The following is a 25,356-nucleotide window of genomic DNA, read 5'->3' on the forward strand; positions in this document are numbered from 1 at the left end:
TAAAGTATTAATTTGCTATTTAACGGATATTTTTAAAAAGCGAGCTTGGCTCGCTTTTTTTTTGTGCTACTTTTATTTATTATCCAATAGAAATTAAGTACAACGTATTAAGGTTAATTAATGAGCGATTTTTTAGATATTTTAACCCATGGAAGACGTTTACAAGGTGCTGTTAAGGAATTAAGCATTGAAGAACTTGAACAAGTTCAAGAAAAACTTAGCGGTATAATTGAGAAAAGAAAAGAAAAATTAGTAGAACAAGAAAAGCTTGAGAAAGAAAAATTAGAGAAGCTCGCTGCTATTAAAAAGCAAATGGAAGAAGCGGGTTTAAATGTTGAAGATCTACAGGCATTAAATGTAGAAACAAACAAAAAGGTTGGCAAAAAACGTCCGGTTAAATACAAGCTTGTTGATAGCAAGGGTGAAGAACACCTTTGGACAGGTATAGGACGCATGCCTCGCGTTTATAAAGAAGCGCTAGATAGCGGTAAGTCACTCGACGATTACGCCATTAATTAATTGAAATTGTGAATTAAACAAGGCCTGTTTTTACAGGCCTTATTTTGTTTGAACAGCATGTTCAGAAACGGATAAGTATATTGTGAAGTTGAACTACAAACTTTCGGAATGCGCTTCTACCTCTCCTTGGCTGATTCTCATTCATGGACTATTTGGAAATGCCGATAATTTAGCCGGCATTAAGCGTCACTTTGAGTCTAATTACAATGTGATCAGCATTGATCTGCCTGACCACGGTGAGTCCCCGTGGACATCTTCATTTTCTGTCGACGATGCTGCAAATGGGGTGTTCGATATTATGCAATCGCTTAATATTAGAGAATGCGCGGTTTTAGGCCACTCATTAGGCGGCAAAGTAGCCATGAGATTAGCCTTAAACCACGGCGACGTTGTTTCTCACCTCATTGTCGCCGATATTGCACCAGTATCTTACGACCATAGCCACCAAACCGTATTTGATGGACTCAAGGCCGTTCCCTTAGATGCAATTCAAAGTAGAAAAGATGCTGAAAAAGAAATGGCTAAACATGTGAAAGAGCCAGGCGTTCGACAATTCTTATTGAAGAGCCTATATCAAGATGAAAATGGCGATTGGAAATGGCGTTTTAATGTCGATGGATTAATTGCCAGTTATTCACACATTATTGATTGGGAACAAACAAATCAAACATTTGATGGCGTAACATTATTCATCAAGGGCAGTGAGTCTGATTATATTACGCCAGCCTATCGCGATGAAATAACGCGTTATTTTCCTAAGGCTAAAGCACATGTAATAGAAGGTACTGGCCACTGGTTACATGCAGAAAAGCCAGCGGTCTTTAACGCCGTTGTAGAAAGAACGCTCAATAAATCGTCTTAAAGAAGGGTTTTCATCATCATTTAAGATGAGAATGACTATTATTACCTATTTTTGAACGTTTTAGGCTCTTACAGGCGTATATACTGTGATATAGTTGCGCCAGATTTTTTTAAGTAACAACACTATGCTTGCAGAAAATTACGAACTCATTGAGTCCATCATGCTGTATGGCGGCTTATCTATCCTTTTTGGGTTGATGGGTTTTGCTGTACACGATGTACTGCGTAAGAACGATGTGCCACTTATTGGACGAGTGGTAACGTACGGTGTGCTAGGTTTAGGCGCATTAGGGTTTCTTGCGAAGGGCATTATTGAATGGTTTTGGCTAAGCACAGGCGTTTAATTAGTAACGATTAATAGAGGTTAGATATGGCAAGCGTTGGCCTATTTTTCGGAAGTGACACGGGTAATACCGAACATGTTGCGAAAATGATCCAGAAGGAATTGGGTAAACAGCTAATTGATGTTAAAGACATTGCCAAGAGCAGTAAAGAAGACATCGCTGAATTTGATTTGCTTATCTTTGGTATCCCTACGTGGTACTACGGTGAAGCGCAATGCGATTGGGATGATTTCTTTCCTGAACTAGAGCAAATTGACTTCAACGACAAGCTAGTTGCTATTTTTGGTTGTGGAGACCAGGAAGACTATGCAGAGTACTTCCTAGACGCGATGGGCATGGTACGTGACATCGTTGAAGCCAAAGGTGCGATTTTAGTAGGTCAATGGTCAACTGAAGGCTACGACTTTGAAGCGTCTAAAGGCATGGCTGACGACAATCACTTTGTTGGCTTGGGTATTGACGAAGACCGTCAACCAGAACTAACTGACTCGCGCGTTAAAGCGTGGTGCAAGCAAATTCACGATGAACTTTGCTTGGCAGAACTTGCTTAAGCACAGCCGCGAAAAAGAATACAAAAAACCGCTCTGATGAGCGGTTTTTTTTGATAATTAATCAGCTGCGCCTGCTGTCAGTTACGATAATTCAGCGATTACAGGTGAAACCGCTCTACTGCATTTCTCAAGCTCTCAGTTTGCGCGTCCAACAACATTGTCGACTCGTTCGACTGGCGCGTGCTTTGCGCACTGGAGTCGGCTAGTGCAACTATGCGGTTCAAACTTTTCGCAACATCACCAAGTAAAACATCTTGTTGTTCGGTATCGGCCACAATGTGTTCGTTAATATCGCTTAACCGCTCAATGATTTCTCTAATACTCTCTACTTGTTGAGATACTTGCTGGGTAATTTCCACCCCTTCTTGCGCTTGTTCGCGCCCTGCATTAATCGCTTTTACTGCCTGCGCAGCATCTTTTTGTAAGTTCCCAATCATCTGCTCAATTTCTTCCGTAGAGTCATGGGTGCGGTTGGCTAGCGTTCGCACTTCATCCGCAACAACCGCAAAGCCTCTACCTTGTTCACCAGCTCTTGCAGCTTCAATGGCTGCATTCAATGCTAACAAGTTGGTTTGCTCTGCAATCGTTTTAATCACGTCTAAGATACTGCCAATATTGCGAGAGTTGTCGTCCAAACGATTAATGATCTGCGCCGAAGACTCCGCCTGTTTGGCTTGATTACCCACCTGCTGACTGCTTTTTTGTACCAATTGACCAATGTCTGTACTTTGCTTTGTTATATCGCGTAGGGCGTCCATTGCTTCATTAATTTGGGCGAGGTTGCTGCGGCTTTTTTCCTGTACATGTTTTGTATTCGTAGACGTTACCGTTACTTGCTCACGTTGCTTGTCTACCTCAGATAAGCTCTTATTACCCAGCTCTACGCTTTCTTTTGTAATGTCTATAAGGCGTTTTTCTTGCTCTAATATATTGCCCACTAGCTCTCGTAAACTATCGGTTAGGCTGTTCACTTTTGCGGAAAGGGCAGAAAACTCATCATTGCCCTCTTGAGGCAATTTGGTGCTTAAATCCCCTTTACTTAGCTGACTTAAGCCTTTATTGATACGGCCAAGGGGCTTGGAAATACTACGGGTTACAATAACCGCTAAAAATATTGCAGCAACCAAGCCCAGTGCCGCGACAATGATATTGCGCACAAGGTTGGCCTGAACAGATTCAAGAATGGCGTTCTGCCCATCAAGAGATTGCTTCTGGACAGCGTCAAACAAAGTATTAATGTCGGCAAGTGCGGTTTCTAACGCTTCTTTTGCTTCCTTCTGAGCTTTCGCAGCTTTGTCTACTTCAGAAAGTTTTTGTCGCTGCAAAGCAATTAATCCATTTGTGCCGTTTACCGCTTCCATCAGTAAATCATACTGTTCGTTAAAAGAAGCTATCGTACCGCCATCATCTACCCCTGTGGCCAAACGATTTACATAGTCTTTATCTACCTGCAAATTACTCAATTGGTATTCTAAATCTTCAATAATACTCGCACTTTGCGTAGCGTTATCGGTTTCAGCCAGTTCAATGAATGAATCATTCATTGTGAGCAATTTGTTGTCTATTGCAGTACCCGCACCAATTAGCGTTTCAATACTGGGGTTATTTCCCTCTAAATAGGAAAGATCTAGCATTAACGCACTAGCCTCATCGGCCGTCATTAAGACTTTTTCAAGCTGTGCAGCAAGCGCCTTCTCGATATTCATTCGCTCATTGATAGCGGTATACATGTCGTTACTACTATTAACGTAGGCTAGACTAACGTCGACAGCGTTACTGGCTACCGCGTTATTTGGCATAAGTGAGTTTAAACGAGACAAGTCGTCAGAGAATGCGGAAGATAAAGTATCAAACGTCTCTTTGTTTGCGACCAGCTCTTCTCTATTTTCGACATGATATCCGTTGGCAGTAATCACTGATAAAGATAGGATCTCAGTCTTTACTTTTACCATGCTGGTCTGAACTGGCATCTTTTGCTCTACAACGTCTTGTGCAGAATCTTTTATTCCGCTAAGACCAAAATAGGAAAGAATACTGGTAAGTAATAATAAGCAGCCGAATAAGCCAAAGCCTAACGTGATTTTATTTATAATTGTTAACTGCATGGGCACTTCCACCAAAAAAACATGCCAAAAAATAAAAAGGGTTGTATCGCCTTTTTAAGTTTAGTTTAACAGGATGTTAATTCAATGCATCAAAAGTTTTATTTATTTTGCACATTTGTTAGATAAATCTTGCACTTACAATCTGGTCAGGCCAGACATCATGCGGGCTGTATCGAAGTAACAATTTTTATCGCACCAGTGCAATGGATAAATTTTCAGCGAGAAAACAAAGTTTCCACGGTTTTGCTTTTAAATTGTTTCAACTTACCTATAATAACCACCAAATACTTATTCACTCGTTCTTAGTAGGTTGTAATGGATCAAAATAAAGAATTGAAAAAAGCAGGGCTAAAAGTCACTCTGCCTCGCCTTAAAATTTTACAAATTCTGCAAGAGCCAGAAAACCAACACATCAGCGCTGAAGACGTTTACAAAATCCTTATCGAACAGGGTGAAGAAATTGGTCTTGCTACCGTGTACCGCGTGTTAAACCAATTTGATGATGCAGGCATTCTCAATCGCCACCATTTCGAAGGTGGAAAATCTGTATTTGAAATCAGTCACAAAGATCACCACGACCACCTTGTGTGTCTGAAGTGTGGCAAGGTCATTGAGTTTGAAGATGACATTATCGAAGAACGCCAAGAGATGATCGCAAAGCAACACAAGATGAAGCTAACGCATCACAGCCTATACTTATACGGTGAGTGTACAGACGGTAACTGCGACAACTTACCTGAATAAGTAACAGTTTTATTCTAGCAAAAGGCCCGCTTTAAGCGGGCCTTTTTTCGTTACGCTTTAAACTTATATGCGTGGTAAGCCTTAATTGCTTTCTCCCACACGTCACCCACTTCCCCTGTGCCAATAGGTTTTCCGTCTACTTCAACTACCGGGGCAACTTCTTTGCTTGAAGAGGTTAACCATACTTCATCTGCCTCCAGCAACTCATCTTTGCTAAACCAAGTTTCTGTAACAACCAGGCCTGCCTGTTTAAATGCTTCAATTGCAATGGCGCGAGTAATACCGGGAAGAAGTTCATGGTTTAAGGGGGGCGTAGATATACATCCGTCTTTCACCATAAACACGTTGCATGAACTTGCCTCGGTTATCATACCTTCGCTGTTGTACAAAATAGTTTCGTTAACGCCTGCGTCAACACCTGCTTGATAGTGCATTACATTGCCTAACAAGGATGTGGATTTGATATGGCAGCGTTGCCACCTTTTATCCTGTTGAAGCGCAACTTTGAAAGGCCTTGCTTCAGATTTTGCTGTAGGCTGTGGTGGCGCTATTTCAAAAGCAAACCCGAACACCGTAGGTGCTATATTCTTAGGGTATGCATGAAAACGTTTTGTATCGGTGCCACGGCTTACGTGGAAATAAACACCAATGTTTCCGCTTTCTATAAATGCTTTGTTTTTTTCGACCAAGCTGGTCAAAATGTCTTGCCATTCTTCTGCTGAATAAGGGTTAGCGATTTCAATAGCTTTAAGGCCTTGCGCCATACGCGATGTGTGCCCCTTGAAGCCTACTGCGCTACCAGAATACGTTGGAATGACTTCATAAATACCATCACCAAAAAGGAAGCCTCTGTCCATCGGAGAAATTTTAGCCTCAGAAAGAGGCATATACTCACCGTTTAAAAACGCAATCGTCACAATATTTCTCCTTGTAGTCGGCGACGCCTACTTGTCATCAGTAGCCAGTCTGCCCTTGCTTCTTCTTCATGTTGAAAAACAAAATTCACTTTTTCGCCTGGCACGGCTTGGGCCAAGCGACTTATATCACAGGGGCTTACACAGCCAAGTTTTGGATAACCCCCTAATGTTTGTCTGTCGCGCATCATTACAATAGGCTGCCCGTCGCCGGGAACTTGAATTGCACCTAAATGAATTGCCTCTGAGCGCATGTTTTCTATATCGGCTGTAACTGATTCACCGGTCAACCTAAAGCCCATGCGATCGATAGCCGATGAAACCGTATAGCTGCTTGTTTCAAACGTGCGTAAAGCAACAGCGCTAAAACTCGAAAACTGATACCCGGGAATAACCCGAATAGACTCTAAAAAACCATAGTTGTCTATGTGCTGCCGCGAGAGAGTGCGCATTCTAGCGGTGCTTTTAATTCTGCTGTTAGCTGAAATGTCGATGCAATCGCCATCTTTTAACGCGCATCCCTTACCATCCAACCCACCAAGTTGTTCGCGTACTACCGTACATGCACTCCCTACCGCTTTTGGCACATGCCAATTTCCACCTATTGCCAAATAGGCTTTGCTACCAAGTAGAGCGCTGCCAAACGTAATAGTTGCGCCTGCCGGTACATGTTGGCTCTGGTATGTTGCTTTAACGTTACCATCTACGTCGAGTGACGGTTCCCTGCCAGTCACAGCAATAATACAATCTTCATCAACCCGTAATCGCATTTCACCAATCGCTTCGAAGCATGGCGTACCGTCTAAATTGAAGGCTAGAAAATTGGCCCAATCATAGGCGTTACTATCCATAGGGCCTGATTCACAAAATCCATCCCGTTGCCGCCCTACCCGTCCGTTATCTATGATAAGGCTAAACAATCCTTTACTGAGTACTTCAATTCTCATCGCTCAACCTGCAATCCTGCTCTATATTCCTGTTCAGTAACTGAAACAAACCTAACCACATCACCTGCTTTTAACCGCGCTTCACTTTGCTCATTTTTATGAATGAGCATGTCGAATGCCGTAAGCCCCAATAAATTCCATCCTCCAGGTGATTCACTGGGGTAAACAGCAGTTTGCCTGTCAGCGATTGCAACCGCACCTTTGGGTACCCGTTTGCGCGGTGTGCCTAGTCGCGCACATTTGAGCGCTTCTGGAATATCACCCATGTAGGCAAAGCCCGGAGAAAACCCCACTGCGTATACTTTATAAGTCGTGCTAGTGTGCAATTCGATAATCTCTTCAATAGACAGTGACGTTTTCTTACTCACTACACTTAAATCACTTGCATTAGGCGCACCGTACCAAACAGGAATTTCAATCACGGCGCTACTTTCATTCTCTTTTGCTTGCAAAGAGACTGATTGCAGGCTCATGTCTTCAGCGCTTAAATTACTGATGGCACGGTATACACCGTGGCTATCAATTAATGCCATATCAAAAATAATCAACAGGCTGTCATAGGAAGGCACACATTCGCGCAGCCAAGCCCATGAATTGCTTTTCTTTTTGCTATCTATCGCTGCCAGCATGCAATGACAGGCATTATTCGCGTCGTCCAGGTTTGCGCCATCAAAATACAAAATAATGGCGTCTGCACTTGCAGTAACTATTCGCTTAATGCGACCGAAAGCTTGCATCTACTGTCCTTGTTATTTGAATGGCTGTCAGTGCTTGGTTCTGAGTACTTGGTTTTAGATATACCTCTCAGCACAACAATGGGTAACAGCCTCTTGTATTGTTCTTGTAAAATGTGTTTTTTATGAGGCAGGTTTATAGAAATGTTCTGATTTTCTTTGCAATACTCACCGCCCCTTTGGTATCGCCATGTACACACAGAGAATCCGCTTCTATTGCAAGTGTTGCGCCCGAGGCTGTCGTTACTGTTCCCGATGATATAAGTTGTTTAGCTTGGAGCAATGCGTCGCTCTCGCTTAACACGGCACCTTCGATCAAGCGAGATTGCAGTAAACCTTCATCGGTATAACGCCTGTCTGAAAATGCTTCAAAATACAACGGCAGCTCCCACTCTTGCGCAGCTTCTTTAATCGCTGCATTTTGCGACGTAGCCTGTACCATTAGTGCGAGGGGCGAATTTAACGACTGCATATTTATTTCGGCTATGCTTTGCATTACTGTGCGCATGACAGCTGTATCTTTCATCATGTCATTGTAAAGGGCGCCATGAGGTTTCACATAGCTCACGTTGGCCCCACAAACCTTTGCCATTCCACTCAATGCACTTACTTGATATTGAATCATAGCGCTGAGTTCATCAGCGGCAATCGCCATACTTCTGCGACCAAATCCCTGTAAGTCTGGATAGGCTGGATGGGCACCTATGACCACGTCATGTTGTTTGGCTAACCGAATAGCCTGCTTCATCACTAATGGGTCACCAGCGTGAAAACCACACGCAATGTTGGCCTGATCAATTTCTGCCATAATGGCCGATTCCACCGGCATAGACCATGCGCCAAAACTCTCACCTAAATCGCAATTTAACTTCATAATGGTTTAGCTCTTACGTTCATTCCAGTATCATGTTACCTGTTCTTTTTAAAAAGTCAGTGCTGATGATAAATATTGGAAAAATTAATACATTACGCGTGGTAGCCCAATACCCTTTTGGCTACGCTTTAGCGCCACTTGTCGAAAACAACGACGAAAACGACAGCGTAATAGAAATAGATGATGCTGAAGAGCTGCAAACTGTTACGCTTGCGATTGACGAAGTAGAAACTTCCCTCGCAGAAGGACAACAGATAGACGTATTTGTAGCCACAGATCAGCGCGGCGATCTCTATGCCACCATGAAGAAATCTTTGATTCAAGTTGGTGAAACTAAGGTACTTAAAGCGGTATCTGCCACTAACTTTGGTGCATTTTTCGACTGGGGTTTAGACAACGACCTTTTAATGCCCAACGACTACCAAGCCCAACCTGTTAATCCAGGTATGTACTATGTTGTTCACACCTTTTTTGATGATAAAACCCAGCGTATTTTAGGTGCTACCAAGCTTCACTATTTTCTAAAGGAAAGTAGTGCCTATCTCAACGAGGGCGACACAGTGCAATGCTTGGTTTATGCCAAAACTGATTTAGGTTTTAAGGTCGTTATCAATGAAAAAAGCTTAGGTCTTATTTTCCATAGCGATGCCTTTAAGCCACTTAAAGTCGGGCAAGCTACTGAAGGGGTAATTAAAACAATTCGTGACGACGGCAAAGTGGACGTAGCTCTTCAGCGCGTAGACAAAGGTGGCCGTGATGCACTTCAACAAGCCATTTTGGATGACTTAGAAGCCCACGGTGGGATTTCTACGCTAACAGATAAGAGTGCGCCAGAAGCCATTTACTCTCATTTTAACGTGAGTAAAGCCGCGTATAAAAAAGCGTTAGGGGCGTTATATAAGCAAAAGAAAATCACGCTTAGCCCAGATGCAGTTCGCCTTAACAAATAAACGCACATGTCACAGCTGTATTGAAGCGCTAAACTGGCCTGTCTTGCAGCTTCCTTTTTTATTTTTATGACATTAGGACAAACAATGAAAGCACGTGTTTCTTGGGATCAAGATTTAACTTTTACAGGAACTACAGACAGCGGTTACAAAACGGTGATGGACGGCAGCGGTAAGGCCGTATCTCCAATGGAGTCAGTGCTGTTGGCAGTTGGTGCATGTTCAAGTATTGACGTTGTAGATATTCTTAAAAAAGGGCGCTTTAACATTGAAGCCTGTAACTGTGAATTAGAAGCTGAACGCGCTGAAGAGCCGCCTCGTGTATTTACTAAAATTCACGCGCATTACACGGTGTCAGGTGAAGGCATTAGTGAAAAGGCCCTTGCTCGCGCTGTGCAGCTTTCTGCAGAAAAATACTGTTCCGTCATGCTAATGCTAACGGGTAATGTTGAGATCACTACAAGCTATACTTTGGTTTAATAAACTATAGTAGAACCAACCTCTTTTTAGCGATTCTCGCTAAGCATTAGTAGAAAAGGCCAACCGTTTGGGTTGGCTTTTTCGTTGAAACTGTTTGTTACACTCGTAAATTATTGAAATAATTAACAATTAACATTAGTTAACATCTTTGGCATATTAGCTGCTGTATATGGTCATTATTATATAACGACAATTACGTTAGGGTTATTGACCATGGAAACTACAACGCACAGCAACACCTCTTTGTCACCATCACATTCTTTATTACCGTTTTCGCCAACATCACTCAAATTACTTGTTGGAAGCGGTATTATTGCCCTCACTCTCTCGATGACAGCATGTTCTGATGCTGATGCCATTAACGACCAAGCCAACGCCACCGAAGTTGAAGAAACCGTTTTTGCTATTCCCGTTGAGACCCAAACCATTGTTACTGGCGACATTAAGTCCACTTACGACACAACCGCTATTTTAGAAGCCCGTGAAGAAGCATTTGTGGTTGCGCGAGCGTCTGGAATTATCGAAGAAATCTTCGTAGAAGAAGGCGATTATGTTGAAAAAGGCCAGGTACTGGCACAGCTTGATAAACGCCGCTACGAGCTGAACTTATCAAAAGCTCTGGCTGATTTAGCTGGCATTGAAAGCGAACTAGAAAAGGTCAACAAAGTCTATTCCAAAAAGCTTATCAGCGATGACACTTACGACAAGCTCACTTCGCAATTTGAATCAGCAAAAGCATCTGTACGCTTGGCTGAACTTGATTTGAAAGAAGCCACTATCACAGCCCCAATTGATGGATACATTGCAGAAAGGAATGCCAAAGTAGGCAACCTGACTGAATCGTTCCAACGGGAGAGAATGTTCCATATCGTTCAGCAACGTAACCTTCAAGGCATTGTGTATCTGCCTGAAAATGAGCTACCTAACGTAGTGATTGGACAAGGTGCAATGCTTACCGTGGCGGCTTTAGGCGACAGAAGTATCACCGCGAGTGTTGAGCGTATTAGCCCGGTCATCGATGCGACCACCGGCACGTTCAAAGTAACGTTAAAAGTACCTAACGAAGATAACAAACTTAAAGCCGGCATGTTTACCGATGTGTCACTTGAGTACGCAACACATGCTAACGCCACGTTGTTGCCTCGTAGAGCGTTGGTTACCATCGATAATAATCATAGTGTATTCGTTGTCGACAACGGCAAAGTTAAAAAAGTTGATATTTCTACAGGTTTTGAAAACAACGAAGTCGTTGAAGTTATTAATGGTTTAAACGGTAATGAAGAAGTGGTTACTGCAGGCCACCAAAACTTGAAAGACAGCGCCCCTGTTGAAGTAGTTAACAGCTAATTCGGCCTAACAAGGAACTCACACAATGCGTATTGTAGATATTGCTGTAAAGCGCCCTGTTGCCGTTAGTATGTTCACTTTTGCGGTATTGCTATTTGGTATGGTGTCGTTAGGCAGACTGTCGGTTAACCTACTGCCTGACTTATCTTACCCTACTCTCACCATTCGCACTGACTACGACGGTGCAGCGCCAGGCGAAGTCGAACAACTGGTTTCAAAGCCCATTGAAGAAGCCATCGGCGTAGTAAAAGGCGTACGTAAAGTCACGTCCACATCGCGTGCAGGCCAGTCTGACGTAGTGCTTTCATTTGCATGGGGTACTGACATGGATTTCGCGAGCTTAGAAGTGCGCGAGAAACTTGATGTATTGCAGCTTCCCCTTGATATAGAAAAACCAAGACTCCTTCGTTTTAACCCAAGTTTAGACCCGGTAATTAAACTGGGGCTGACGGCACAAAGCGATACGTCAAGTTTAAGCGTAGCGCAAATGAAGCGATTACGTTTATATGCCGAACAGCAAGTAAAACGAGCGCTAGAGTCAGTAGAGGGTGTGGCAGCCGTGCGTGTTGGCGGTGGTTTAGAAAACGAGATTCACATTCTTATCGACCAGCAGAAAGCCAGTCAGCTGTCTATTCCCATTACCCGCATTGTTGACCGGGTAAGTGCTGAAAACATCAACGCGGCGGGCGGTCGAATTGATAACGCAGCCCAGGCGTTTTTGGTCAGAACCTTAAATCAGTTTGAAACACTTAGCGATATCGAAAACCTCTTCATTGGGCGTTTTGAAGGCAGAAACATTCAACTTAAAGACGTGGCTACAGTTGAAAGTGCCTATAAAGATCGTGATGTGGTAACGCGCTTTAACGGCAATGAAGGTATTGAAATTGCCATTTATAAAGAAGGCGATGCTAACGCCGTTAACGTTGCGCAAAAAGTGGCTAGCCGGTTAAATGAGGTCAACAACAACTTGCCTTCTAACTACACGCTTAGCGAAATTTATGACCAAAGCGTGTTCATTAAGCAAGCTATAGATAACGTAAAATCAGCGGCAGTGATAGGCGGTATTTTAGCCATGTTAGTGCTGTATCTTTTTCTTAAAGACTTCTGGGCTACCGTTATTATCTCGGTTTCTATTCCGGTATCAGTAATTGCTACCTTTAATCTAATGTATGCCAACGATATAAGCTTAAACATGATGAGCTTAGGTGGTATCGCGCTGGCTGTTGGATTATTAGTAGATAACAGCATTGTTGTGCTTGAAAATATCGATCGCCATAAAAAATTAAAAGTGGCTGGGAGTGATAACGCTACAGCTAATGAAAAAACGACGGCAGAAGCCACAGACACTGAGGCATCTGCCGCCAGTGAAGGCACAAAAGAAGTCTCTGGCGCAATTGTGGCTTCGACACTAACCACTATGGCCGTGTTTGTGCCACTGATATTTGTAGAAGGTATTGCAGGTCAGCTGTTTAAAGACCAAGCGTTGACCGTGTCGTTCGCTTTAGCTGCATCGCTTGTTGTTGCGCTCACACTTATCCCTGCAATGGCACATAAGAAGAAAAAGCAACAGCTCGATCACGAAGATGTGTTCACTACACCAGCGCCTACCCCTCCTACGTCAACGTTTGGCAAAGTTATGTACTACCTTACCCTGCCAGTTCGTTGGGTATTCAGACTTATCTTTGTTTTTTTACCTGCAGCCTTAGTAACTTTGGTGATTGGCGCATGGCATATCGTTAGCAAGTTATTAAACGTTGCGTTTAAACCACTTATTTGGGTATTTAATAAAGGGTTTGACCTTCTTGCTTATGCCTATGAAAAACTGCTACGTATAAGCCTTCGCGCAAAAGCGCTGGTACTAGCCATTGCCTTTGTACTTGCGGCGGGCGCGGTGTTGCTGATACCGAGATTGGGCATGGAACTTATCCCAACCCTATCTCAAGGAGAATTCTCGGTAGAAGTGACCCTTCCTGCGGGTTCGCCACTAGCGCGTACCGACGCTATTATAAGCGAGCTTGCTGCGGTTGCAGTAAATAACAATGATGGCGGCGAAACCAAGGTGCTTCGCACCTATGCCATGTCTGGTACGGGTAGCCTGATAAGCGCCGCGCCTAATCAGGGTGGCGATCATTGGGGCCGCTTAAACATTGTCATGCAGCCTACGGCGACAGCTTCCGATATGGACGCGGTAAAGCGTGCCCTTCGCGATCATTTAGCCTTTAAACCTCAGGTTCAGGCAACGTTTTCAGAGCCAGAGCTATTTAGCTTTGCCTCGCCTATTCAAATTGAAATTGCGGGTTACGACCTAAATCAGTTACAACAGTATGGCGACGCCATTTCGACAAAACTTGCCAGTTACAGTAATTTTGCAGACGTAACGACCAGCATTCGTGACGGGAACCCAGAGCTTAAAATAGCCTTCCATCACGCAAAACTTGCTCGCCTTGAGCTTGATGCATCAACCGTTTCTCAGCTTATTGCGGCCAAAGTAGGTGGCCGTGTGGCTACACAGTACAGTGTTGAAGACAGAAAGGTGGATGTGCTGGTAAGAACCCAAGAAAACCAGCGAGATGACATCGCCAGCGTGCGTGCCATTGTTGTTAATCCAGGCTCTGCACAACCTATTCCATTAAGTGCCGTTGCAGACGTGTATATGAGCGTAGGCCCTAGCGAAATCACCCGCGTTGGACAGCAGCGTGTAGCGCTGGTATCAGCAAACTTAGCCAAAGGTAAGCTTGATGAAGCAGTTGCCGTTGCTAATAAAGTCATTGATGAAACCCAACTTCCTCTATCTTTAAGTGCAACAGTAACTGGACAAAGTGAAGACATGCAAAGCAGCTTCCGTTCGCTACAGTTTGCCCTAGCACTTGCCGTGTTTATGGTGTATTTGGTTATGGCGTCTCAGTTTGAGTCGTTGCTGCACCCACTGCTTATTTTGTTCGCCGTGCCGCTAGCTGGCGCGGGTTCCGTGTATGGATTGTGGCTTACCAATACGCCGCTAAACGTGGTGGTATTTATCGGTTTAATTATGCTGTGCGGTATTGTAGTGAATAACGCTATTGTATTAGTTGACCGTATAAATCAGTTACGCCGTCAAGGAGTAGATAAAGACACCGCTATTCTAGATGCTGCTAAGACCCGCCTGCGCCCTATTGTGATGACCACACTTACTACGGTACTGGGTTTATTGCCTATGGCTTTTGGTCTTGGCGAAGGTGCTGAAATTCGCACGCCAATGGCCATCACCGTTATTTACGGCCTTCTGTTTGCAAGCTTGCTTACCCTCATTTTACTGCCAGTGCTTTACAGCCTGTTCGACGTGAAGAAAAACGTTGCGCAGAAAACGTCTGTTAATACTAATGCGGGCTTTGGTGACGAAGCAGCAATGCCGAAAGGAGGTGTACTATGAGTACACCTTCTCACAACGCTAATAACAGTTCTGAAACCCATACTGACAAGCGCCAAACACGTGACCCGAGTCAACGCGAGACCGACATAGCTTCACAACCGCACCTTTCAAAAATTGCAGGTATAGGCGCCTCGCTTGCACGCTTTGCGTTAAATAAGCCCGTTACCATCGGAATGCTGTTTTTGTCTATGTTGCTGTTCGGCATTGTATCTGGCCGCTTATTACCTTTAGAGAAATTCCCTGGAATTGATATTCCAGAAATGGTGGTGCAGATCCCCTATCCTGATGCGACACCAGTTGAAATTGAAACCATGATCACCCGTCCGGTAGAAGAAGCCGTTGCTACCATGTCGGGGATAAAGCGTTTAAGGGCACGTTCATACGACAATATGGCTGAGGTCATTGTGGAGTTCGACTGGGATGAAAACCTTAAAGCCAAAAGTATTGAAGCGCGGGAGAAGATTGACGCTATTCGCCACGAACTTCCTGACGATATAGAGCGGATCATGGTGTATAAATTTAACACCAATGACATGCCTATATTCCAGCTGCGCGTATCGAGTGACCGCGACTTATCGAATGCTTACGACTTGCTTGAGCGTAACCTTAAGCGTCCGCTAGAGCGTGTTCCAGGTGTATCGAAAGTTGAGCTATATGGCACCATGAAGCGTCAAATTACTATTCGCTTAGATCCTAAAAAAATGGCGGCCTACCAAATAGACGGTACCCGTTTAGAACAGCAGCTTCAAAACGCCAACTTCTCGCTAACCGCTGGCTACATGTACAATAACGGTGAAAAAGTTTTAGTTAACCCCACTGGCGAATTCACCGATGTAAACGACTTTAAAAACATGTGGGTTACTCGCAGCGTGCGCTTGTCTGATATTGCCAGCGTGACTTACGAACTTCCTCAGCGCAACGAAGGACGTCATTTAGATCGCACCTTTGCGGTAGGCTTTAACGTATTTCGCGAATCGGGCAGCAATCTTGTAGAAGTTTCCGACGCGGTAATGAAAGTTATCGAAAAAGCCAAGGAAGACCCTGAGTTTACAGGCATTAGTTTATTTGTAATGGACGACACCGCTAAAAGCGTAACCTCGTCGCTGAGTGATTTGTTAAACGCAGGCCTTTTGGGTGCGTTACTTTCAGTTATTGTGCTGTACTTATTCTTGCGTCAGTTAACCACCACCTTAATTGTAGTGCTGTCGGTGCCGTTTTCTATTTGTATAGCCTTGGGCGTAATGTATCTTTTAGGCTATACCCTTAATATTTTATCACTCATGGGCCTCATGCTAGCAGTAGGTATGCTGGTAGACAACGCCGTTGTGATCACCGAAAGCGTATTTCAAGAACGCCAACAAGAGGGAGACATTAAGCGAGCCACCCAGATTGGTGTAAACAAAGTCAGTCTTGCGGTCATTGCTGGAACTGCAACCACGGCAATAGTGTTTTTACCTAATATTATTGGGGTAAAAATAGACGTGACCATCTTTTTAGAGCACGTTGCTGTGGCTATCTGTATATCTCTGTTCGCGTCGCTTTTCATTGCTAAAACACTTATTCCCTTACTGACAACTAAGGTAAAGATCCCTGTTGTAAAAACGCCTAAAACGCCGTCCTACATAAAAGGCTATGGTCGTGCGCTTAACTGGATGTTGAAACACCAGGGTGTAACTTGTGTTATTGCTCTGCTTATTCTCGCGTCGACCTTTGTGCCTATGCAGGTGGTAACGTCTGACGATGAGGGTAACGACAACCAAGAGCGCATTTGGCTTAATTACCATGTGACACAAAACTTCACCTTGGATGAAGTGGAAAAAACCGTAAATAAAATGGAAGCATATCTTTATGAAAACCAAGAACGCTTTCATATTAAGCAGGTGTATACGTATTTTACTGCCGGCCATGCAGTAAGCGGTATCACGCTTAATGACGAGTTGCCCGTAAGTGTGGGTAAAATTAAGGAGGATATTCGTGAAAACATGCCTTCATTTGTGCGTGCTCGCCCCTCTTTCCAGTGGGATAGCGGCAACGGTGGTGGCGTAAGAGTAACGCTGTTGGGGGAATCTTCAGAAACCTTGCTCACTATTTCAGAGCAAATCATTCCTATTCTTTCCACCATAGATGGGTTGGAAGATGTAAAAGCCGACACGGGATCTACCCGCGATGAGGTTCAAATACGCATAGACAGAGAGAAAGCAAACCGCTTTGGCATACAAGTAAACGATGTGGCTAAACTTATCTCTACGGCACTACGCGGCAGTAATTTACGTACATTCCGCTATGGTGACGCCGGAGAAGTGGCGGTGCAGCTTAAGTTTGGCAGCGATATTCAAGCCTCGCTAAGCGAACTTAAGAACATCAATATTGGGTTTACACAGGGTCAATCGGTAACGCTGAACATGATTGCAGATTTCTCTGTGGTGCCACAGCTTTCGCAAATTAACCGCAACTATCGTCAAACAGCGCTAGCTATTGGTGCAAATCTAGAGGGTGAAACCACCACCGAACAAGCTCGTGAACGCATAGAAAAAGCATTAGCTAATATCGAATTGCCGACAGGCTATAAGTGGACGCTAGACGGCAGCTTCTCTCGCCAGGATGAAGCCAATGCCGTAATGCAAATGAATATGCTATTAGCGCTTTGCATGATATACGTTGTGATGGCCGCGCTGTTTGAATCGCTAATTCTTCCAACATCTGTAATTACGTCACTACTGTTTTCCTTTACAGGTGTTTTTTGGGCATTCATGGTTACAGGCACATCTATGTCTATCATGGGGATGATTGGCATGCTGATTCTGATGGGTATTGTGGTTAACAATGGCATCGTATTGGTAGACAGAATTAATCAGCTCATCAATGAAGGTTTGTCGCTGTATGACGCAGTGATTGAAGGATGTATGACACGTATCAGGCCTATTCTGATGACAGTAGCCACTACAGTTCTAGGGCTTATTCCACTTGCGATGGGGAGTACTCGAATTGGCGGCGACGGCCCTCCCTACTCGCCAATGGCCATTGCAATCATTGGTGGGCTGGTGTTCTCAACACTAACCAGCTTGTTCTTAGTACCACTTGCTTACGTGTTGCTACTAAAGCTTAGGTTTAAAACGCAACGTTTGTTTAAAACCAGTAAAGCGCGTGTAGCCACGTATATTAAAATCGCTAATTAAGGCGCATTTTAAAGCAAAAAGTAAGACAAAAAGCGGGTCTAGTTTTCACCATTTACGTCAACGTGATTGACGATGAGTGCAAGCTAGCCCGCTTTTTCTGGATTTATCGTAACCGCAATCAACGCCTTAGCTACGCGACGTTAAGTATTCATGTACGGCATCAGCGTGACGCTCAACTGAAAACTCAATTAGGCTACTGCCATTGCACGTCAACCCTTCTTCAGACGTTACCATACGCAACACTTCACGCTGACTAGCACCAATGCGACCTACGTTACGTGAAAGACTAGAGCGAAGTACTCTAACATCATCATTTATCACAGCTTTACAAAACCCTGCAAATTGGGTTTCGCCTACAAAGCGTATGTCTTTTTGCGGTGCTGCGGCAGTTGCGTTAACGCTAAATGCTGCGGTTGCAGTTACAGCTAGCACTTTTACCGCGTTGGCTAGTTTCGATTTAACTGGTTTCATGTTTAATTCCTCAATGTGTAGATAAAGGCTTTAATCAAGTTTGTGGCAAACTCTTAGTTTTTGGTTGAACAAAGCTGAACAATCAACAATTCGCTCAACGCCCTTTATTTATGCATCAAGAATTAAAACTTTTCTGTTGAATGATTGTGTAATGGGGGTAAATGTGTGGTAAATCAGTTTGTTACACCATTGTTACTAGGCTAAATCACTGTTTTATCGAGATTAATTTAGATTACATATTACTAATATATCTAGCGATGGAACTTGTAGGAAGAAAGAAATATAAGACTTAAGTATAAAAAGGCCCCTTTTGGGGCCTTAAAACTGTAATTTTAACAAAATATATAATGATAAAGCGCATCTAATGTACAGAAAACCTCACCATTTCCGTAATTAAATTACAGAAAGCGTGAGCGATTACTCATATTTGCGTTCGCGCTTAGTTTCAATGGCATCAATATAAGCATGCCATGACGCGTAGCCGATTATAGGCATTAACACGATAAAACCAATAAACCCGGTTACGTAACCAATCGCAACGGTGGTAAAGATGATAGCCCCCCAAATAAGCATGGGCACCTTATTAAGCCATACTGCGTTAACGCTGGTTAATACGGCGGTAGCAAGGTCAACTTTGCGTTCCATCAAAATTGGTTGGGTAAACGCCGTAATAAAAAGCATAGCCAATGTAAAACCCGCACCGACAATTGTGCCTAGCGCTAAAAACGGTAATAAGCTTTCTAAATCGTTTTCTATGTAAGGCGGATAAAGTGCATGGATTAGCGATGCAACACGCAACCAAAATATCATCATCACCATAAGTAAAATGGCAAAGCCCCACTCGTTAAACGCATTTCTGCGCATTGCACGCAAAGAATGGCGTAACGTGGGCTTATGGCCTTTCTCCATTTCCCAGCTCACATCATAAAGACCAGCAGCCAAAAATGGACCTACCAACATAAAGCAAACAATGGCCGGTAGAATGACCAAGTGCCAACCTGTCATTTCAACCAAGTACATAATGAACCACGGAATAACTGCGAAAAGAACGCCATAAAACAATGTGAGACCTGGTGCGCGCATAGCGTCTCGTAATGCCAATGACAACCATTTTATAGGGTCGCCAACGTCTAATTCTTTACAGGGAATAACGCGTGCTATACCACTTTGCGTGATTGCATTCTCTGGTGTTTCTTTGAAATGGTGCGACATATTCTTATCACCTCTGCTTGTTAGCCTGTTTGTTACTAACGCGTTTTTTATACACGCCTTACTACTACGATAGGCGCTGAATGAAAAGTTCACAAGCTATTAACATAAATTTTATACTTAAGTGACAAGCGGATCATTCATCTCGTTATATGGTCAATAAATAGTCACTTGGTGAAAAAAGTAGTGCTTAAAGCAGAAATACTGCAAAAAGGCCATCGCATATGGCTTTGTATTGCGATAATCTCAGGGTATGTAAATCAACCAGATAGACCATGAAAACTGTATCTCGCTCACATAAATTAGATAACGTTTGTTACGACATTAGAGGCCCAATCGCTGCGCAAGCACGCAAAATGGAAGACGAAGGACACCGCATATTAAAGCTGAATATCGGTAACCCTGCCCCATTTGGATTTGAAGCCCCTGACGATATCGTAAAAGACGTTATTCATAACCTGCCTACGTCTCAAGGATATTCAGACTCGACAGGAATTTATGCTGCCCGTGTGGCCGTGATGCAGTACTACCAGCAGCGAAACATTAAAGACATCCGTGTAGACGACGTTTATATTGGTAACGGCGTATCTGAGTTAATTATGATGGCAATGCAGGCGCTACTTAATCATGGCGATGAAGTGCTTATTCCAAGCCCTGACTACCCGCTTTGGACAGCAGCAGTTAGCCTGTCGTCAGGTTCACCCGTTCATTATCGCTGCGACGAGCAAGCAGGCTGGTTCCCAGATATTGACGACATAAAAAGTAAAATCACCAGTAAAACTCGCGCGATCGTACTGATCAACCCTAACAACCCAACCGGCGCAGTTTACGACAAAGCCCTTTTACAAGATGTGGTTGAAGTCGCCCGCGAACACGGACTTGTTGTATTTAGCGACGAGATTTACGACAAAATTCTTTACGATGAAGCAAAACACACCAGTATTGCTTCACTGGCTGACGATGTTTTTTTTGTTACCTTTGGCGGTTTAAGCAAAAACTACCGTGTGGCGGGCTTTCGTTCAGGTTGGCTTGTAGTAAGCGGCAACAAGCGATTAGCGTCTGACTATATTGAAGGGCTTAATATTCTGTCTTCCATGCGAATGTGCGCGAATGTACCTTGTCAAAGTGCCATTCAAACAGCGTTAGGCGGCTATCAAAGTATTGACGACTTGGTGAAAGAAAACGGGCGCCTTCGCATTCAGCGCGACGTCACCACAGATATGCTAAACGGCATTGACGGTATTTCGTGCGTTAAACCTAAAGGTGCCATGTATTGTTTCGCTAAAGTGGATGAGAAGAAATTCAACATTCAAAACGACGAACAAATGGTGCTGGACTTATTAAGCTCTGAAAAAATTCTGTTGGTACATGGTCGCGCGTTTAACCTTACTGAAGGCACGTATTTCCGATTAGTATTTTTACCGCACAGCGATGTATTGGTGCCTGCTCTGCATCGTATTGGCAACTTCTTTAGAACGTATAAGCAAGGGGCGTAATGTGTCTGATAAAAGTCACTTTTTTGCGCACCTGGCGCGCTTAAAGCTTATTAATCGCTGGCCGCTAATGCACAACGTGCGCACAGAAAATGTGCAGGAGCACAGTTTGCAGGTGGCCATGGTTGCCCACGCACTTGCTTTAATAAAAAATAAGTTTTTTGGCGGCACACTAAACCCTGATCGTATTGCTACCATGGCAATATTTCACGACGTGTCGGAGGTACTCACTGGAGACCTCCCTACCCCAGTGAAATATTTTAACCCTGCGATTAAAGAAGAATATAAAAAGATCGAAAAAATCGCAGAGAACAAGCTAATTGAAATGGCACCAGAGGCATTTCGAGAAGACTATGCGGCGCTTATTGATCATCACTACCATAGTGAAGAAGAAGCTTTTATTGTGAAAGCAGCAGACGTACTTTGCGCTTACCTAAAAACGCTTGAAGAATTAGCTGCTGGTAACCAAGAGTTTAAGCTGGCTAAGAAACGATTAGATAAAACCCTTAAAGAATATCATTCTGAAGAGGTGGACTACTTCTTAACGCGTTACGTACCAAGCTTTTCTTTAAGTCTTGATGAAATTACGCAAGACGATATGTGAGCGAGGCGATTAACAGCGCTTAAATCACTATACTGACGAAAAGAAGTAGCATACACAGCAAGGCAGCGAGGTTTTTTTGGCAACAAGCGATTGGGAATTAGCATTACACGAGCGTCGTTTACCCCGTAGCGAAACAAGAGACGGCGATCATCGCAATCCATATCAACGTGATAAAGCGCGCGTTCTTCACAGCGCTGCCTTTCGTAGATTGCAGGCAAAAACCCAGGTGCTCGGTGTGGGGCTGAGCGACTTCTATCGCACTCGACTAACCCACTCTCTAGAAGCCGCCCAAATTGGCACCGGTATTACTGCCCAACTTTGGGTGAAATTTCCAGATATTGCCTCGACGTTAGCGCTTGATCCTACGTTAATCGAAACCCTCTGCTTGGCTCACGATATTGGTCATCCCCCATTCGGCCATGGTGGTGAAATTGCGCTTAATTACATGATGCACCAATACGGCGGGTTTGAAGGAAACGGACAAACTTTTAGGATCATCACTCAGCTAGAGCCCTATACCGCCGAACACGGCATGAATTTATGCAGAAGAAGCGTGTTAGGCTTGGTTAAATATCCGAATTTTATCGATGCCCTTCATAGTAAAGGACCTACGCCAGAGCGCCCTGTTTCACTTCGTCAGGTAAAGGCCCACGACTGGCATCCGCCAAAAGGTCTGTTTCGCTGCGATGAGCCCCTATTCGACTGGCTACTTGCACCATTTAGCAATGAAGATAAAGATGGGTTTATGCAGTTTACTGCAAAACTGAATGCACACAGTAAAACGCAATTTAAATCGTTCGACTGCTCAATTATGGAGCTGTCTGACGATATCGCCTATGGCATTCACGACTTAGAAGATGCCATTGTAATGGATATGGTCGACAAGCATCACTTTGTCGAGGATGTAACCACGCCGCTAAAAGCGCTAGATGTACCGTGGCTGTCAGACAATATAGAAGTGCTAACCAATAAGCTATTTAGCGCTGCACATCACGAAAGAAAAAATGCCATAGGCGCGCTGGTGAATAGCTTTATTACAGCTATTGAAATAAAAGGCGTTGAGGGTTTCGCTCACCCGTTACTGGCGTTCAACGCCGTAATGCCTGAACATTTTGCACAAGCCTTGGAGCTTTTCAAACGCTTTGTGTTTAACAAAGTAATACGCCGCCCCGATGTGCAGCTTCTTGAATACAAAGGACAGCTGGTGGTTATGGAGCTTTTTGAAGCCTTTGCATCAGATCCTGACCGCTTACTTCCCGAAAACACCCAAGTTCGCTGGCGTAAGGCCTGTGAGAGCGGCAATGGTATGCGCGTTCTCGCTGACTATATATCGGGTATGACCGATGAATTCGCATCTCGCCTATACAGTAATATCTTTTCACCTAAACAAGGCGGTATTCAAGATAGTCTGCATATGTAGACCAATCGGCTAAATAACAAATCGTGCAGTTACTTTTTCTAAGAATGGCTCGAACTTAACTTATAAACGAGTAGACGTACTTACCAACCAAGGAATGTGTTCAATTTCAATATAGCTGTACACTCTGTTTCTTAGCGATGCCGCAGGTATTACGCCTTCATTTTCAAGTTGTTTGATCAAGCGCTTTGTACTTAACTCAAGGGATTGGGCGCGCATTTGATTATAGCCCACCGCTAAATTTCGCAATAGCAACGCAACATCAATGCGCTCATCTAATACGCTTTCGGGATAGCGTTTGTGAAAGTTAAGGATTGCGCGATGCGTTTTCGCCATAAAAATTGTTTCTCTAGTAACCATCCCATACATTTGAGCAGCTAAACTTCGCGTTAGGTGGTCTGTTTCTCTAAAGTGCCTCATTTGGACTTGATTAAAGAATTCATCATTTGCATCAACCAAAGTGTCCAACGCTTTAAGGGTATATTTAACTTTCTTATTTCCATAAAGCGTACAGCTTAAAAAATTTCGAAGTTGCGACCTATCCTTCACAAAATTTGCTTTGGCTTTTTCATACAGGTCGGATATATCTTCCAGCAAAAGTGGAGAAGTACCGTTAGCGATGTTCGCTGATAAAAATTGAAGACCGAGTGAGGCGACTACCATATCGGGCAATTGCACGTTGGGGTCAGTTAATATGTTTTCAATTACACTAAGCGTAGAAGCTTCGCTTTGATTTGGGGTGCCCGAAATAATGGAGTGATATAGGGCTGCACTTTTATCTGAACTACGCTCGATAAAAGGAAATGCATCGATGTTAGATAATTCGTTAGCCCAACTGATATTTGCCACATGCACACACAAGACAAACACGATTGCCGAAAATACTCTCATAGGGTGCTTTCCTTTGCTGTTGACATCAACTTTCCTGTTTGATTTAAACACTACTGCCATTATTACAGCATGTCAAAATCGAAGAATGGTAACAGCACCACCCTTTCATGAAATTTAATACCGATTTCTAAGGTCTAATTTAATACGTACCTAAAACTTAATTGCTGTGGTCTCGTATTAACAGCATTGGTAAGACATCAAGTAAAGCTTAATGCGCGCTAGAACATCCTCATGGCATGAAGTATACGCGGAGCAGCTTATTTAGATACGGCGTTTTTTAACGGGCAGATAAAGGTAAAGTAATGGCAAAACCATTTAAACCCTCAGTAAAATTAACAGACAACGACATAACCAATGAAGACGTTTACAAGAGTCGCCGTTCATTGCTCAAATCTATGGGCTTTATGGGAGCGTCTACGCTATTGGCGAAGTCGGCAGGCGCTGCCGGTTGGTTTTGGGAAGATGAAGAAGAGAAGGCAGCGTTTAAGGGAAAGGCGCTGGAGTATAGTCAGCCCCCTAAGTTTCAAGTAACGGAAACCCGAACGCCTGAAGATAAAGTGACCAGCTACAACAACTTCTATGAGTTTGGCACATCTAAAGATGCACCAGCCAAAAATGCGACTGAATTTCAAACTAATCCATGGACGTTAAAAGTTGACGGGATGGTTAAAAACCCCATTGAGCTTGATCACGATGCCTTAACAAAGCGTTTTCCCCTTGAAGAACGCATTTACCGCTTGCGCTGTGTGGAAGCATGGTCGATGGTGGTGCCTTGGATTGGGTTTGAGTTGGGGGCGTTGTTAAAACAAGCCGAGCCATTAATGTCAGCCAAGTATGTGGCGTTTGAAACCCTATACGACCCTGAGCAAATGCCCGGTCAACGAAGCCGCTTTACCGGTGGTGGTATTGATTACCCTTACGTAGAGGGTTTGCGTCTCGACGAAGCCATGCACCCGTTAACGCTCATGTCGGTTGGTCTTTACGGGAAGACCTTGCCACCTCAAAACGGTGCGCCTATTAGGCTTGTTGTACCGTGGAAGTATGGTTTTAAGAGCATTAAGTCTATTGTGAGAATTCGCCTTACCGATAAGAAACCGCCTACCACATGGAATCGACTGGCCGCCAACGAGTATGGCTTTTACGCCAACGTGAATCCAAACGTGTCGCACCCAAGGTGGAGCCAGGCCAGCGAGCGTAGAATAACCACAGGTGGGCTACTCGCCAGAAATCGCATCGACACCCAAATGTTCAACGGTTACAGCGAAGTCGCGCCGCTATACAAAGATATGGACTTATCCCGTTATTACTAGCTGGTACGT

The 25,356-nt window shown here is 43.8% G+C and carries 22 protein-coding genes; 14 read left to right on the top strand and 8 right to left on the bottom strand.

The genetic code is table 11. The features are described 5' to 3' along the window. Window positions 1–120 precede the first annotated feature (120 nt). From AWH61_RS13860 to fldA, 4 genes are all read left to right on the top strand, one after another. Window positions 121–519, top strand: coding sequence for an H-NS histone family protein (locus AWH61_RS13860; RefSeq protein WP_014949737.1), 399 nt, complete (start codon window positions 121–123; stop codon window positions 517–519). A gap of 82 nt (window positions 520–601) precedes the next feature. Next, on the top strand, window positions 602–1,381 hold the full coding sequence (locus AWH61_RS13865) for an alpha/beta fold hydrolase (protein ID WP_075177386.1): 780 nt from the start codon (window positions 602–604) through the stop codon (window positions 1,379–1,381). Window positions 1,382–1,505: 124 nt separating this feature from the next. After that, entirely contained in the window at window positions 1,506–1,724 is a 219-nt protein-coding gene (locus tag AWH61_RS13870) for a DUF2788 domain-containing protein (RefSeq protein ID WP_012519093.1), read from the top strand. A 26-nt stretch (window positions 1,725–1,750) separates the two neighbouring features. Next, entirely contained in the window at window positions 1,751–2,275 is a 525-nt protein-coding gene (gene fldA, locus AWH61_RS13875) for a flavodoxin FldA (RefSeq protein WP_014949739.1), read from the top strand. A gap of 98 nt (window positions 2,276–2,373) precedes the next feature. On the opposite strand, the gene AWH61_RS13880 is transcribed toward fldA, so the two are convergent. Further along, window positions 2,374–4,380 carry a methyl-accepting chemotaxis protein gene (locus AWH61_RS13880; RefSeq protein ID WP_075177387.1) on the bottom strand — a complete coding sequence of 669 codons (2,007 nt, stop codon included), beginning with the start codon at window positions 4,378–4,380 and terminating at the stop codon, window positions 2,374–2,376. Between the two features lie 315 nt (window positions 4,381–4,695). Between AWH61_RS13880 and fur the strand changes: the two genes are divergently transcribed. Then, window positions 4,696–5,124 carry a ferric iron uptake transcriptional regulator gene (gene fur, locus AWH61_RS13885; protein WP_014949741.1) on the top strand — a complete coding sequence of 143 codons (429 nt, stop codon included), beginning with the start codon at window positions 4,696–4,698 and terminating at the stop codon, window positions 5,122–5,124. 50 nt (window positions 5,125–5,174) lie between these two features. Here fur and AWH61_RS13890 read toward each other — a convergent pair whose 3' ends face one another. The 4 genes from AWH61_RS13890 to AWH61_RS13905 all read right to left on the bottom strand — a co-directional run bounded on the left by AWH61_RS13890 (window position 5,175) and on the right by AWH61_RS13905 (window position 8,593). Continuing rightward, window positions 5,175–6,041, bottom strand: coding sequence for a D-amino acid aminotransferase (locus tag AWH61_RS13890; protein WP_014949742.1), 867 nt, complete (start codon window positions 6,039–6,041; stop codon window positions 5,175–5,177). Next, window positions 6,038–6,985 (bottom strand): 5-oxoprolinase subunit C family protein, encoded by a 948-nt coding sequence (locus tag AWH61_RS13895; RefSeq protein WP_039225493.1) that lies wholly within the window; start codon window positions 6,983–6,985, stop codon window positions 6,038–6,040. Before AWH61_RS13895 ends, AWH61_RS13890 begins: the two co-directional genes overlap by 4 nt. Beyond that, window positions 6,982–7,722: a 5-oxoprolinase subunit PxpB gene (gene pxpB / locus AWH61_RS13900; RefSeq protein ID WP_075177388.1), complete on the bottom strand. Its 741-nt coding sequence runs from the start codon at window positions 7,720–7,722 to the stop codon at window positions 6,982–6,984. Before pxpB ends, AWH61_RS13895 begins: the two co-directional genes overlap by 4 nt. A 133-nt stretch (window positions 7,723–7,855) precedes the next feature. Next, a complete protein-coding gene (locus tag AWH61_RS13905) occupies window positions 7,856–8,593 on the bottom strand; it encodes a 5-oxoprolinase subunit PxpA (protein WP_075177389.1) in 738 nt (245 codons plus the stop codon). A gap of 65 nt (window positions 8,594–8,658) precedes the next feature. Between AWH61_RS13905 and AWH61_RS13910 the strand changes: the two genes are divergently transcribed. From AWH61_RS13910 to AWH61_RS13930, 5 genes are all read left to right on the top strand, one after another. Continuing rightward, complete coding sequence (locus tag AWH61_RS13910; RefSeq protein ID WP_075177390.1) at window positions 8,659–9,543, top strand: CvfB family protein; 885 nt, start codon at window positions 8,659–8,661, stop codon at window positions 9,541–9,543. Between the two features lie 84 nt (window positions 9,544–9,627). After that, window positions 9,628–10,020 (top strand): OsmC family protein, encoded by a 393-nt coding sequence (locus tag AWH61_RS13915; RefSeq protein WP_014949747.1) that lies wholly within the window; start codon window positions 9,628–9,630, stop codon window positions 10,018–10,020. A 213-nt stretch (window positions 10,021–10,233) separates the two neighbouring features. Then, the gene (locus AWH61_RS13920) at window positions 10,234–11,367 is read left to right on the top strand and encodes an efflux RND transporter periplasmic adaptor subunit (protein ID WP_075177391.1); all 1,134 of its coding nucleotides are present in this window, start codon (window positions 10,234–10,236) and stop codon (window positions 11,365–11,367) included. Window positions 11,368–11,392: 25 nt separating this feature from the next. Further along, entirely contained in the window at window positions 11,393–14,776 is a 3,384-nt protein-coding gene (locus AWH61_RS13925) for an efflux RND transporter permease subunit (RefSeq protein ID WP_075177392.1), read from the top strand. Beyond that, on the top strand, window positions 14,773–17,952 hold the full coding sequence (locus AWH61_RS13930) for an efflux RND transporter permease subunit (RefSeq protein WP_083605956.1): 3,180 nt from the start codon (window positions 14,773–14,775) through the stop codon (window positions 17,950–17,952). The genes AWH61_RS13925 and AWH61_RS13930 overlap by 4 nt, the downstream gene beginning before the upstream one ends. Window positions 17,953–18,078: 126 nt before the next feature. Here the strand turns inward: AWH61_RS13930 and AWH61_RS13935 are convergent, their stop codons facing one another. Beyond that, window positions 18,079–18,423, bottom strand: coding sequence for a DUF3718 domain-containing protein (locus tag AWH61_RS13935; protein ID WP_014949750.1), 345 nt, complete (start codon window positions 18,421–18,423; stop codon window positions 18,079–18,081). A gap of 417 nt (window positions 18,424–18,840) precedes the next feature. Further along, entirely contained in the window at window positions 18,841–19,635 is a 795-nt protein-coding gene (locus AWH61_RS13940; protein ID WP_014949751.1) for a DUF2189 domain-containing protein, read from the bottom strand. A 272-nt stretch (window positions 19,636–19,907) separates the two neighbouring features. Between AWH61_RS13940 and AWH61_RS13945 the strand changes: the two genes are divergently transcribed. From AWH61_RS13945 to AWH61_RS13955, 3 genes are all read left to right on the top strand, one after another. Continuing rightward, window positions 19,908–21,128 carry a pyridoxal phosphate-dependent aminotransferase gene (locus tag AWH61_RS13945; RefSeq protein WP_014976750.1) on the top strand — a complete coding sequence of 407 codons (1,221 nt, stop codon included), beginning with the start codon at window positions 19,908–19,910 and terminating at the stop codon, window positions 21,126–21,128. A gap of 1 nt (window position 21,129) precedes the next feature. After that, window positions 21,130–21,729: a 5'-deoxynucleotidase gene (yfbR, locus tag AWH61_RS13950; RefSeq protein WP_012519109.1), complete on the top strand. Its 600-nt coding sequence runs from the start codon at window positions 21,130–21,132 to the stop codon at window positions 21,727–21,729. Between the two features lie 76 nt (window positions 21,730–21,805). Continuing rightward, window positions 21,806–23,149: an anti-phage deoxyguanosine triphosphatase gene (locus AWH61_RS13955; protein WP_075177393.1), complete on the top strand. Its 1,344-nt coding sequence runs from the start codon at window positions 21,806–21,808 to the stop codon at window positions 23,147–23,149. A 60-nt stretch (window positions 23,150–23,209) separates the two neighbouring features. On the opposite strand, the gene AWH61_RS13960 is transcribed toward AWH61_RS13955, so the two are convergent. Continuing rightward, a complete protein-coding gene (locus tag AWH61_RS13960; RefSeq protein WP_075177394.1) occupies window positions 23,210–24,037 on the bottom strand; it encodes a hypothetical protein in 828 nt (275 codons plus the stop codon). Between the two features lie 302 nt (window positions 24,038–24,339). Between AWH61_RS13960 and msrP the strand changes: the two genes are divergently transcribed. Next, the gene (gene msrP / locus AWH61_RS13965) at window positions 24,340–25,347 is read left to right on the top strand and encodes a protein-methionine-sulfoxide reductase catalytic subunit MsrP (protein ID WP_075177395.1); all 1,008 of its coding nucleotides are present in this window, start codon (window positions 24,340–24,342) and stop codon (window positions 25,345–25,347) included. The last annotated feature ends 9 nt before the right edge of the window (window positions 25,348–25,356 follow it).

Source organism: Alteromonas sp. W12, assembly GCF_001924945.1.
Lineage (GTDB): Bacteria > Pseudomonadota > Gammaproteobacteria > Enterobacterales > Alteromonadaceae > Alteromonas > Alteromonas macleodii.

Excerpts from the sequence above, each read along its gene's own strand:
- AWH61_RS13860 (WP_014949737.1), top strand. The coding sequence starts at position 121 with ATGAGCGATTTTTTAGATATTTTAACCCATGGAAGACGTTTACAAGGT.
- AWH61_RS13870 (WP_012519093.1), top strand. The coding sequence starts at position 1,506 with ATGCTTGCAGAAAATTACGAACTCATTGAGTCCATCATGCTGTATGGC.
- fldA (WP_014949739.1), top strand. The coding sequence starts at position 1,751 with ATGGCAAGCGTTGGCCTATTTTTCGGAAGTGACACGGGTAATACCGAA.
- AWH61_RS13880 (WP_075177387.1), bottom strand. The coding sequence starts at position 4,380 with ATGCAGTTAACAATTATAAATAAAATCACGTTAGGCTTTGGCTTATTC.
- fur (WP_014949741.1), top strand. The coding sequence starts at position 4,696 with ATGGATCAAAATAAAGAATTGAAAAAAGCAGGGCTAAAAGTCACTCTG.
- AWH61_RS13895 (WP_039225493.1), bottom strand. The coding sequence starts at position 6,985 with ATGAGAATTGAAGTACTCAGTAAAGGATTGTTTAGCCTTATCATAGAT.
- pxpB (WP_075177388.1), bottom strand. The coding sequence starts at position 7,722 with ATGCAAGCTTTCGGTCGCATTAAGCGAATAGTTACTGCAAGTGCAGAC.
- AWH61_RS13905 (WP_075177389.1), bottom strand. The coding sequence starts at position 8,593 with ATGAAGTTAAATTGCGATTTAGGTGAGAGTTTTGGCGCATGGTCTATG.
- AWH61_RS13910 (WP_075177390.1), top strand. The coding sequence starts at position 8,659 with ATGATAAATATTGGAAAAATTAATACATTACGCGTGGTAGCCCAATAC.
- AWH61_RS13915 (WP_014949747.1), top strand. The coding sequence starts at position 9,628 with ATGAAAGCACGTGTTTCTTGGGATCAAGATTTAACTTTTACAGGAACT.
- AWH61_RS13920 (WP_075177391.1), top strand. The coding sequence starts at position 10,234 with ATGGAAACTACAACGCACAGCAACACCTCTTTGTCACCATCACATTCT.
- AWH61_RS13925 (WP_075177392.1), top strand. The coding sequence starts at position 11,393 with ATGCGTATTGTAGATATTGCTGTAAAGCGCCCTGTTGCCGTTAGTATG.
- AWH61_RS13930 (WP_083605956.1), top strand. The coding sequence starts at position 14,773 with ATGAGTACACCTTCTCACAACGCTAATAACAGTTCTGAAACCCATACT.
- AWH61_RS13935 (WP_014949750.1), bottom strand. The coding sequence starts at position 18,423 with ATGAAACCAGTTAAATCGAAACTAGCCAACGCGGTAAAAGTGCTAGCT.
- AWH61_RS13940 (WP_014949751.1), bottom strand. The coding sequence starts at position 19,635 with ATGTCGCACCATTTCAAAGAAACACCAGAGAATGCAATCACGCAAAGT.
- AWH61_RS13945 (WP_014976750.1), top strand. The coding sequence starts at position 19,908 with ATGAAAACTGTATCTCGCTCACATAAATTAGATAACGTTTGTTACGAC.
- AWH61_RS13960 (WP_075177394.1), bottom strand. The coding sequence starts at position 24,037 with ATGAGAGTATTTTCGGCAATCGTGTTTGTCTTGTGTGTGCATGTGGCA.
- msrP (WP_075177395.1), top strand. The coding sequence starts at position 24,340 with ATGGCAAAACCATTTAAACCCTCAGTAAAATTAACAGACAACGACATA.